Origin of the sequence: Bacteroides sp. 3_2_5 (assembly GCF_000159855.2) — a bacterium.
GTDB lineage: Bacteria > Bacteroidota > Bacteroidia > Bacteroidales > Bacteroidaceae > Bacteroides > Bacteroides fragilis.
In genome coordinates, this window is record NZ_JH636045.1 from 246,857 (window position 1) to 258,753 (window position 11,897).

Sequence of the window (11,897 nt, forward strand, 5' to 3'; positions counted from 1 at the left end):
TATCTTTGTCCCCATGAAAGAATATCGACTTACCGATTGGTTACCCACTACCAAGAAAGAAGTAGAGCTTCGCGGCTGGGACGAACTGGATGTTATCCTCTTTAGCGGCGATGCTTATGTGGACCATCCTTCATTCGGAGCCGCCGTTATCGGTCGTATCCTTGAAGCCGAAGGCCTGCGTGTAGCCATTGTGCCCCAACCCAACTGGCGTGACGACTTGCGTGACTTTCGCAAGCTGGGACGTCCCCGACTCTTTTTCGGTATCAGTGCAGGTTGCATGGACTCCATGGTGAACAAATATACAGCTAACAAACGCTTACGTAGCGATGACGCTTACACCCCGGACGGACGTCCCGATATGCGACCGGAATATCCCTCGATCGTATACACCCAAATTCTGAAAAAACTCTATCCCGATGTTCCCGTTGTTTTGGGAGGTATTGAAGCAAGTATGCGCCGCCTCAGCCATTATGACTATTGGCAGGATCGGTTAAAGAAAAGTATACTTTGTGAAAGCGGTGCCGACATGCTGATTTACGGCATGGGAGAAAAGCCTATTTGTGAGTTGGTCCGCCGATTGACAGCCCTGTGTGATAATCAGGATGGAGTGATTTCATCATCCGACATTCATTCTCCGGCATTATCCTCTATCCCGCAGACGGCTTATCTGACCAGGAAATATGAATCCGACGAGAATGATATCACCCTCTATTCGCATGAAGAATGTTTGGCTGATAAAAAGAAACAGGCAACCAACTTCCGTCATATAGAAGAGGAAAGCAATAAATACGCGGCAGCCCGAATCGTACAGGCTGTCGATGGTAAAACAGTGGTTGTAAATCCACCCTACCCTCCTATGACAGAGAAAGAGCTGGACCGTTCGTTCGATCTCCCTTACACTCGTTTGCCTCATCCCAAATACAAAGGCAAACGCATTCCGGCTTATGATATGATTAAATTTTCCGTTAATATCCACCGGGGATGTTTTGGCGGATGCGCTTTTTGTACCATCTCCGCCCATCAGGGAAAATTTATAGTCAGCCGAAGCAAGGAAAGCATTCTGAAAGAAGTAAAAGAGGTAGTTCAATTGCCCGATTTCAAAGGAAATCTGAGCGATTTAGGAGGCCCTTCTGCCAATATGTATAAAATGGGCGGGAAAGATCTCTCCCTTTGCAAACGTTGTAAACGCCCCTCTTGCATTCATCCCAAAGTGTGTCCGAACCTGAATACGGATCACCGTCCGCTATTGGATATTTACTATGCAGTGGACTCTTTACCTGAGATCAAACGAAGTTTCATCGGAAGTGGAGTGCGATACGACTTATTGCTCCATCAAAGCAAGGATGCTACCGTCAACAAAATCACAGCAGAATATACTCGCGAACTAATAGCCCGCCACGTCAGCGGACGCCTGAAAGTTGCACCGGAACATACCAGTGACCGGGTACTGAGTATCATGCGTAAACCCGCTTTCAGCCAATTCGGAGAATTTAAAAAGATATTCGACAGAATCAACCGGGAACTTGGCTTGCGCCAACAATTGATCCCTTATTTCATCTCCAGTCATCCGGGCTGTAAAGAAGAAGATATGGCGGAACTGGCAGTCATCACCAAACAACTGGACTTCCATCTGGAACAAGTGCAGGATTTCACCCCTACCCCTATGACCGTAGCCACCGAAGCTTGGTATACAGGCTTTCATCCGTATACACTCGAACCGGTATTCAGTGCCAAGACTCAACGGGAAAAGTTGGCACAAAGACAATTTTTCTTTTGGTATAAACCGGAAGAACGACGGAATATCATCAATGAATTGCGCCGCATCGGACGGGCGGACCTGATAGATAAACTATACGGAAAGAGGAAATGACAACTTCCTCTTTCCACACTTCACTTACTCTTTCTCTTTCACCGGTAATGCCACAATTTCCAGTAGTACACTGACAGCCGTTTCCACATTCGGAATATCTTTTACCAACATAGACCGACGTCCGTTCTGCTCTCTCAAATCACATCTTCGGGTATACTTCATCATATAGTCGATCATCTTGCCGAAAGCAGCACTCTGATAATACGGGCTTTCTGCATTGTTGACAAAGAACAGTGTCATACGTCCTCCTTTCAAGAACACTTTTTCCACTCCCAATCGGGCAGCCAGGCGCCTTAACGGTACTATACGCAACAATTCTTCAGTCTCAGGCGGAATAGGGCCGAAACGGTCTTCCAATCGTGAACGGAAAGCATCTACATCTCTATCGAGAGTCAGTCCGTCCAGTTCCCGATACAGCAACATACGTTCGCTGCTGCCCGTCACATAATTAGCCGGTAACAGCAATTCCAGATCGCTTTCCACCTGACATTCTTCAACAAACTCTTCACCACTAATGACACCTTCTCCTTTTAATTCGTCAGCATAAAGTTCGGCAAATTCATCCGTTTTCAGTTCATGCACAGCTTCCGACAATATCTTCTGATAAGTTTCATAACCCAGATCGGCGATAAATCCACTCTGTTCGGCTCCCAGCATATTACCCGCACCGCGAATGTCCAGATCCTGCATGGCAATATGAATACCACTACCCAAATCACTGAAATTCTCGATCGCCTGCAGGCGACGTTTGGCTTCGGGGGTTAACGAAGACAACGGAGGAGCCAGCAAGTAACAGAACGCCTTTTTATTGCTACGTCCCACACGTCCGCGCATCTGGTGCAGATCGCTCAATCCGAAGTTTTGTGCCTGATTGATAATAATCGTGTTCGCATTCGGTATATCGATTCCACTCTCGATAATAGTGGTTACAATCAGTACATCGTAGTCATAATTGACAAAGCCGAAAATGATCTGTTCCAATTCCGCCGGCTCCATCTGTCCGTGTCCGATGGCTATCCGGCAATCCGGAATGTGACGAAGAATCATTGCTTTCAGTTCCGGAAGATTGGCTATACGGTTGTTTACCAGAAAAACCTGCCCATTACGACTCATCTCAAAGTTAATGGCATCAGCTATCACCTCTTCACTGAACGTATGTACCTCCGTCTGTATCGGATAACGGTTGGGAGGTGGAGTTGAAATCACACTCAAGTCACGCGCTCCCATCAGCGAGAATTGCAAAGTACGCGGAATAGGGGTTGCCGTCATTGTCAATGTATCCACATTGACCTTCATCTGCCGCAGCTTCTCCTTGACCGACACACCGAACTTCTGCTCTTCGTCAATAATCAGCAGTCCGAGGTCTTTGAACTTGACATCTTTTCCCAAGATACGGTGCGTACCGATCAGAATATTCACGTCTCCAGCTTCCAATCCTTTGATTACCGCCTTTGCCTGTGCCGCCGTACGGGCACGGCTGAGATATTCTACCCGGCAGGGAAGTCCTTTCAGGCGATCACGAAAAGTCTGGAAGTGTTGGTATGCCAAAACCGTTGTAGGCACCAGTACGGCTACCTGCTTATTGTCTGCTACGGCTTTAAATGCGGCACGGATGGCCACTTCAGTCTTACCGAAGCCAACGTCTCCACATACCAGGCGATCCATAGGCATATCCCGTTCCATATCCTGTTTCACATCCGCCGTAGCCTTACTCTGATCGGGGGTATCTTCATAGATGAACGAAGCCTCCAATTCCCGTTGCAAAAAACTATCGGGACTGTATGCAAACCCTTTCTCTTCACGACGTTGTGAATAAAGTTTTATCAAGTCACGAGCTATATCTTTAATCTTTGTCTTTGTACGCTCCTTCAGTTTCTCCCAAGCGCCCGTACCCAATTTGTTCAGTCGGGGGGCTTCTCCTTCTTTACCTTTATATTTTGAAACTTTATGCAACGAATGGATAGAAACAAATACCACATCTTCATTCTGATAGACCAGTTTCATGACCTCCTGTGTCGTATCTCCGTTAGGAATACGTACCAGACCGGAAAAACGTCCCACACCATGATCGGTATGTACCACATAATCACCGGGGGTGAACTGATTCAACTCTTTCAGCGAAAGGGCGACCTTTCCGGAACGGGCTTTATCACTCTTCAGATTATATTTATGGAAACGGTCGAACAACTGGTGATCGGTAAACAAACAAAGTTTCAAGGTATCGTCTGCAAACCCTTCATGCAGAGTCCGCTCCACAGCCGTAAACTGAATCCGGTCTCCCCGATCCTCAAAAATGGCTTTGATGCGATCCGTCTGTTTCGTACTGTCACTACAGATATAAAGTGCATATCCCCGGTTCAGATACTCTTTGAAAGACTCCGCCACCAAATCGAAATTCTTATGAAAAATAGGTTGTGCCGTAGTATGAAATGTCAAGGTAGCATCCGGTGTGCCGGTCGGCTTGTTACCAAACTCCATCCGCCGGAAATCGAGCGCACGAACAGTGAACTCACTCCCATCGATCAATTTTCCTTCCAGAGTAATGCCTCCATTCTCTTCGGCCTCCTGAGAAGCAAGAGCCTGCGGTGTGAGCGATTCATCGTGAACAACCTGAATACGCTCCCGCAACCAAAGGAAATCACGCATCGCCAAAGTGGTATCTTTCGGGATAAAATCAAGAAAAGAAGTTGTAACCTTTCCGGTTACGGCAAGATCGGGCACAATCACAATACTCTCTTTCTTCTCTTTCGACAACTGTGAATCGACCTCAAATGTACGGATACTCTCCACGTCATTACCGAAAAAGTCAATACGATAGGGATACTCGGACGAAAATGAAAACACGTCGATAATACTTCCACGAACGGCATACTGCCCCGGTTCGTATACATAATCCACGTATTCAAACCCGTAACTATGCAATACATCCGTAATGAAACCCGTATCCACCCGCTCACCCACGTGCAGTTTCAGGGTATTCTCGCTCAACTCCTGCCGTGATACGACCTTTTCGGCTAATGCATCGGGATAAGTGACGATACACAATCCCTCCTCACCCTTCTGCAAGCGACTGAGCACTTCGGTACGCAAAATCTCGTTAGCAGCATCTTTCTGTCCGTACTTCACTGAACGACGAAACGAAGAAGGGAAAAACAAAATGCGCTCTGTACCCAACACTTGGGTAAGATCATGATAAAAATAACCGGCTTCTTCCAGGTCACCTAATATAAAAACAAACGGGCAAGGACTCTTTTCAACCAACGCCGAAGCGAACAAGGAAGCAGCGGAAGCATATAAGCCGCCGCAATAGATATGTCTGACTGCGGGCTCCCCCAACAGTTTATTCAGGGCCTCTACATTCGGATGCCCCGCATATTGATGTTGCAGTTCAGTAATTGTCATAAATGCAATTTTAGCCCATCACCGATCCTATGGATTTACACGGATGAAACATGTTTCCGAACCATCTATGCAAATCCCTGTAACCTGTGATGCAAATTCACCGCAAAAGTACTAAATTATCCTTAGTTTTAATGCGCTATCTTTGGTTAGTAGCGGAAAAGCATTACATTTGTCTTCAAATTTAGACACAATATGCAGACATCGGACAGCATCGTAATCATCCCTACCTACAACGAACGGGAAAACATAGAGAACATCATCCGCGCCGTTTTCGGACTGGAAAAGACCTTTCATATTCTGATCATCGAGGACGGTTCTCCTGACGGGACCGCCGCCATTGTAAAGACCTTGCAGCAGGAGTTTCCCGACCGCCTTTTCATGATCGAACGTAAAGGTAAACTGGGATTGGGAACAGCCTACATCACCGGATTCAAGTGGGCGCTGGAACATTCATACGAATACATCTTTGAGATGGATGCCGATTTCAGTCATAATCCCAACGATCTGCCACGGCTCTATGAGGCTTGTGCCGTTCAGGGAGGCGACGTAGCTATCGGCTCTCGATACGTAAGCGGAGTGAATGTAGTAAATTGGCCGATGGGACGTGTGCTGATGTCTTATTTTGCATCTAAATATGTACGAATCGTTACCGGACTGCCGATACACGATACGACTGCCGGATTTAAATGTTACCGTCGCCAGGTACTCGAAACCATCGATCTCGACCACATACGTTTTAAGGGGTATGCTTTTCAGATAGAAATGAAATTTACGGCCTACAAATGCGGATTCAAGATTATCGAGGTACCGGTTATCTTTATCAACCGCGAACTGGGTACTTCAAAAATGAACAGCAGTATCTTTGGTGAAGCGGTATTCGGTGTCATCAAACTGAAAGTGAACAGCTGGTTTCACACATTCCCCCAGAAAACAAAAATGAATTAAGATATGAAAAGAACATTAATACAAAACGCTACCATAGTAAACGAAGGACGTTCTGTGCGCGGTTCAGTAGTTATCGAAGGGGAAAAAATAGCCGAAGTACTTGAAAAAGGACAGAAACCTGCTATCCCCTGCGAAGAAACAATCAATGCCAACGGATGCTATCTGATTCCGGGTGTGATCGACGATCATGTACATTTCCGTGATCCGGGACTAACCCACAAAGCCGACATCTCTACCGAAAGCCGGGCTGCCGCAGCTGGAGGTGTAACCTCTATCATGGACATGCCCAATACAAATCCGCAAACGACCACACTGGATGCGCTCAATGCCAAGTTCGATCTGCTTGCCGAAAAGTGTAGCGTTAACTATTCGTGCTATTTCGGGGCAACCAATAATAACTATACCGAGTTCGACAAACTGGACAAGAACTGTGTATGCGGAATTAAGCTTTTCATGGGATCGAGTACCGGAAATATGCTGGTAGACAAAATGAACAGTCTACTGAATATTTTCAATGGAACCGATCTGCTGATTGCCGCTCACTGCGAGAATCACGAAACGATTAAAAAGAATACGGAGAAGTATGTAAAAGAGTATATTGAAAAATATCCTCATCAATATTACCATGTTCATCATGAGACCCTTCCGATGGGTTATCATGCTAAAATACGTTCGATTGCGGCTTGTTACGAATCGTCCGAACTGGCTGTACGCCTGGCACGCATTGCAGATGCACGCCTGCATATCCTGCATATCTCTACAGCCAGAGAACTTTCACTGTTTGACAATGATATCCCGTTAGAGGAAAAGAGAATCACAGCAGAAGCTTGCGTTTCACATCTGTTATTCGACTCTTCCGATTATCCGGAACTCGGTGCACGCATCAAGTGTAATCCTTCTATCAAAACAAAAACCAACCGGGATGCGCTCCGTCAGGCAGTCAACTCCAACCTGATCGATGTAATCGCGACAGACCATGCCCCACACCTTCTCAAAGAAAAAGAAGGAGGGCCGTTGAAAGCAATGTCCGGTATGCCTATGATCCAGTTCTCTCTGGTCAGCATGCTCGAACTGGTGAACGAAGGTATCTTTACGATAGAAAAGGTTGTCGAAAAGATGTGTCACGCCCCTGCACAAATATACAATATTCACAACCGCGGCTTTATCCGCCCCGGTTATCAGGCCGATCTCGTATTGGTTCGTCCGGATGCATTATGGACGGTAAGCGCGGATCAGATTTTAAGCAAATGCGGATGGAGCCCGCTTGAAGGACGTACGTTCGAGTGGAAAGTAGAAAAGACATTTGCCAACGGACATCTATTGTATACTGACGGACAGGTAGACGAAACCTATCGCGGACAAGAGATCTATTTTGAACGATGAACAATAAACGAGGAACGGGGAACAATAAATGCGAGGAGAATGAGAAATATATTGAAAGATAAAAGTATGGCTTTCGCGATACAAATCGTAAACCTGCATAAATATCCGAACAAAAGAAAAGCTTACTCTCTATCCGACCAGATTCTAATATCCGGTACAGCCATCGGAGTTCTGCAAAAAGAAACGGAATGCGCCGAAAGCAACGCCGACTTTATTCATAATATAGCATCGCCCCAAAAGAACGTAACGAAACCCTTTTCCGGCTTGAATTGTTATTTAAAACAGAATATTTATCCGAAACAGAATATTCAAGCATGTTTGCAGACGCAAATGAATTAATGAAACTTATGATTACCAGTATTAAAACAGTCAAATATGGAAAAGCATAACCCGTCATCATTCACCGTTGATAGCTCCTCCCCTGCTCATCGTTCATCATTCGCCATTCATGATTTAACCCCTTATATCAACTGGATTTACTTCTTCCACGCCTGGGGATTCCAACCGCGTTATGCTGCCATTGCCAATATTCACGGATGTGACTCTTGCCGTGCTATCTGGCTGACCACTTTCCCGGAAGAAGAACGGAGCAAGGCTTCAGAAGCGATGCAACTTTATAAAGAAGCTAACCGGATGTTGAACGAACTGGACAGAGATTTTGAGGTAAAAACTATTTTTAAGCTCTGTCCTGCCAATGCGGATGGAGATAATCTGATTATAAACGGTATCACCTTCCCATTGCTCCGGCAGCAAGTCAAGAAGAAAGAAAACGAACCGTTCTTATGCCTCAGTGACTTCGTACGCCCGCTATCTTCAGGCATCACCGATGTGGTAGGAGCTTTTGCCTCATCCATCGATGCGGACATGGAAGGACTTTATGAGAAAGACCCCTATAAGCATCTTTTGGTACAAACGCTATCCGACCGCCTGGCCGAGGCCGCTACCGAAAAGATGCACGAGTACGTCCGTAAAGAAGCCTGGGGATATGCCAAGGATGAAAATCTTTCCATACCCGATCTTCTTGTCGAAAAGTATCAAGGCATCCGTCCTGCTGTGGGATACCCTTCTCTGCCCGACCAATCCGTGAACTTCATCCTGGATGAGATTCTCGATATGAAACAAATAGGTATCCACCTGACCGAGAATGGTGCCATGTATCCTCATGCTTCCGTATGCGGATTAATGTTTGCCCATCCCGCATCCCAATATTTCTCCGTGGGGAAGATCGGTGAAGATCAACTGGCAGACTATGCCGGCCGAAGGGGAAAAACCGTAGAAGAGATGCGTAAATTTCTGGCAGCAAACTTGCAATAAAAGTTTTCTTTCGATATATTTGTAACTGATCCTATTCTTTATAAATAGAAGAAGTTATGAAAAAGGTTCTTATTCTGTTATTATGGTTACTGCCCTCATGCAGCGTAGTGATCTTTGCACAGACTCAGCGCATAGCGGGTACTGTCGTAGTTGGTGACGGCCAGCCTGCCGTCGGTGCCGCCATCGTTGTCAAAGGAACCAATATCGGTGCCGTGACGAATGTAGACGGCAAGTTCGTAATAGCAGAAGCACCCGCTTCGGCACAACGGCTCGTAGTGTACCATGTAGGTATGGAACGCAAAGAGGTAGATGTTGCTCCCAACGTATACATTCAGCTTCAACCCGTAGAACAAGGCTTTTCGTGGAATGTGAAAGCCGGTGTCAGCCTGTTCAGTTATCGCCGCCCGGATGGACTGGACGAACGGACAGGATTCAGTGTCGGTGCCGGTGTGGAATATAATTTCAGCAGACACTGGGCCATACAGTCGGGATTGATGATCACCAGCAAAGGAGCAACTGCCGAATACGAAGGCTACTCTCCACTATCTTCGTCTACCGATCCCATCTCCTACAAAGCCAAGATATCTCCGATCTACCTGGATATCCCCATCCTGGCAGCTTTTAAAATAGATATATCGAACCATGTTAAGTTCGCGATCAATATCGGTCCCTATTTATCCGTAGGTATGGGTGGAAAATACGAACTGACCAATACAGGCGGACATAAAAACGAATCACACAATCCTTTTAAATCCTACTCCTCCACAGCCGAAATGAAAGATAAGGACGCCTTGTTGAAACGCTTCGACATTGGAGTGCAGGGAGGCATCGGATTTGAAATATGGAAGCATTATCTGATCAATGCCTCTTTCCAGCACGGATTCATGGACCCGATCAAAGGAGGGACATTGTATGCCGGTGATACCGAAAAGCACTACCCGATCGGTGGAATCCTGACAGTGGGCTACAGATTCTAAATGAATACTTTATTTAAGCATTGAAAACACACAAAAGAGTGAAGAGAAAAGGGGTGTGCCTAAACTCGTATTCACCACAGATTACATGGAATTTACACAGATAAATATTATGGTTATCAGTAGATTAAAAATCATTCTGTGTAATCTGTAGTGAGTTATGAAACACTCCCTTTTCATGGTCTATTATCTCAGAAACGATATCCTATTTCAAAAGCTACATCTATAAAGCCTTCCGAATGATTCCATGAAGTACATCCCACTCTTCCGGTTCCTCCTATCAGGAAACGACCGTATTCTACTCCGATTCCATAGGCGAATCCTCCTGTAAACCGTTTACCGAACAACGACCGGCTATTGGTAACAGACTCGGTTTTATTACCCTCCATCGTATCGTAATAATGCTTGATATATTCTCTCTTTTCATCTCCACTAAGTCCCAGATCAATGTAAGGGCCGAAACTGAACACCAGGTTCATATCATTCCCTACCCTGTATTTCAGTGCAAACAACAGAGGAATCTCCAAATAGAATGGATTATAAGTGCCACTGACCTGCTCATAAGAAGCGGATGAAGAACCATCTCCGTTATTTTCGGCATAATAGCCATAGAAATCATACCCTTTCATTTTACGGGAAACCAGCAAAAGTGACGGCTGAAAAGCCCAATGTTTCGACATCCGGATATCGGCTCCCACCCCACCATAGATACTGAATCCGTCTTTCAGTTTCGATTCGGGCCCCTGCATGAATTTTCCTGCTCCAATTCCTGCCTTTACCGACCACGAGAAGCGTTGCATCACCTGTGTGCGCATCTGTATGCGCATCGGAAGATCTATATATCCGCTACGTTTTCCTTTTTTCACTTGTAACGAATCAAAATATACCGGTACCTCCTCCAGTATAAATACTCCGTCTTTATCGGTCGTCGCATTCTGATTCGTACGTTTCAGGGTAACGACGGCACCCTCTACCGGATAGTAATCTTCGTCCACAACCTTCTCTACTACCTTTTGCTTTTGTGCCATTACGTCGGTCAATGCCAGGCAGACCCATGCCAATGCTATATATTTTTTCATATCTTTCTATTTTTTACATTCAACATCCAGTTATCCGTTTCCGCTTCATCAGAAACGGTAAGTGACTCCCAAGGTAAGTACCAGATTGTGCTCTTTTGCTTCAAAGCCTTCATCATCCTGCCCCAAACACATGCTCTTTCCTGAAATACCGGCCAGCCACTTTTTGTATTCCACCCCTATGCCATAGGCTACACCAAAGCTGAAAGGATGCAGCAAAGAATGTTTCCCACCGGAATAGTCGTATTCATACTCACTGCTATAAATATCATACTCTTCATCGGGTTTGCCTGTCTCGCTAGCTTTCACTTTCCCTGCAAAACCATACGAAAAAACAGGTCCCATAGAAAATGCCAGATTCATTTTGCGGGCTATCGGACAACGAAGAATGAACAACATCGGCAAATCCAGTGATACCGGATTCCAAGTCTCCTGATATTTCACGCCATATCTTTCGGCATTGAACTCAGCTCCGTGATTACAGATTTGCAAGGTAGGCTGAAAAGCCCAACGCTTCGACATACGCACCTCGATACCCAGACCGAATTCATATCCCACTTTAAAGTCGGAACCATATATCGTATATTTACTCATACTAAGACCGGCATGTGCCACAAACGAGACCTTCTTACGTTTTCCGGTCAGCTGTACCGGTACATTCAAGTCAACTTCCCGGGTCTCCATCCCGATGGATGTAACGACCACTTTCTTTACCGAAAGAGGAACCTCCTGCAAGAGGAATTTGCCATCTACATCGGTGATTGTACTGATATTGGTTCCTTTGGCGGTGACCAATGCTCCCACAATAGGTTGCTGGCGTCTATCGAATACTACTCCTTTTATGTCGTGTGTCTGAACCTGAGCCATTACGGTGATTGCGCAAATGCAGGCAATCATTCCTATTATTATTCTTTTCATCTGTTTTCGTTCTTT

At 45.7% G+C, this 11,897-nt stretch carries 8 protein-coding genes and 1 pseudogene; 6 read left to right on the plus strand and 3 right to left on the minus strand.

What is annotated here, in order from left to right; all coding sequences use genetic code 11:
* Positions 1-13: 13 nt before the first annotated feature.
* Complete coding sequence (locus tag BSHG_RS03805) at positions 14-1,870, plus strand: YgiQ family radical SAM protein (RefSeq protein WP_005788960.1); 1,857 nt, start codon at positions 14-16, stop codon at positions 1,868-1,870.
* Between the two features lie 24 nt (positions 1,871-1,894).
* Here BSHG_RS03805 and mfd read toward each other — a convergent pair whose 3' ends face one another.
* On the minus strand, positions 1,895-5,272 hold the full coding sequence (gene mfd, locus BSHG_RS03800; RefSeq protein WP_008660977.1) for a transcription-repair coupling factor: 3,378 nt from the start codon (positions 5,270-5,272) through the stop codon (positions 1,895-1,897).
* A 192-nt stretch (positions 5,273-5,464) separates the two neighbouring features.
* Here mfd and BSHG_RS03795 point away from each other — a divergent pair, with 192 nt between their 5' ends.
* The 5 genes and pseudogenes from BSHG_RS03795 to BSHG_RS03775 all read left to right on the plus strand — a co-directional run bounded on the left by BSHG_RS03795 (position 5,465) and on the right by BSHG_RS03775 (position 9,891).
* A complete protein-coding gene (locus tag BSHG_RS03795; protein ID WP_005788964.1) occupies positions 5,465-6,217 on the plus strand; it encodes a polyprenol monophosphomannose synthase in 753 nt (250 codons plus the stop codon).
* A gap of 3 nt (positions 6,218-6,220) precedes the next feature.
* Positions 6,221-7,600, plus strand: a complete 1,380-nt coding sequence (locus tag BSHG_RS03790; protein WP_008660979.1) for a dihydroorotase — start codon at positions 6,221-6,223, stop codon at positions 7,598-7,600.
* Between the two features lie 66 nt (positions 7,601-7,666).
* Positions 7,667-7,989 (plus strand): annotated as a pseudogene (locus BSHG_RS03785) (four helix bundle protein).
* Entirely contained in the window at positions 7,976-8,914 is a 939-nt protein-coding gene (locus tag BSHG_RS03780; RefSeq protein ID WP_008660983.1) for a vitamin B12 dependent-methionine synthase activation domain-containing protein, read from the plus strand. The pseudogene BSHG_RS03785 and the gene BSHG_RS03780 overlap by 14 nt, the downstream one beginning before the upstream one ends.
* Positions 8,915-8,970: 56 nt before the next feature.
* Positions 8,971-9,891 (plus strand): porin family protein, encoded by a 921-nt coding sequence (locus BSHG_RS03775; protein ID WP_005788972.1) that lies wholly within the window; start codon positions 8,971-8,973, stop codon positions 9,889-9,891.
* Between the two features lie 188 nt (positions 9,892-10,079).
* On the opposite strand, the gene BSHG_RS03770 is transcribed toward BSHG_RS03775, so the two are convergent.
* The gene (locus tag BSHG_RS03770; protein WP_005788975.1) at positions 10,080-10,967 is read right to left on the minus strand and encodes an outer membrane beta-barrel protein; all 888 of its coding nucleotides are present in this window, start codon (positions 10,965-10,967) and stop codon (positions 10,080-10,082) included.
* Between the two features lie 48 nt (positions 10,968-11,015).
* Positions 11,016-11,882, minus strand: a complete 867-nt coding sequence (locus BSHG_RS03765) for a porin family protein (RefSeq protein WP_008660986.1) — start codon at positions 11,880-11,882, stop codon at positions 11,016-11,018.
* Positions 11,883-11,897 lie beyond the last annotated feature (15 nt).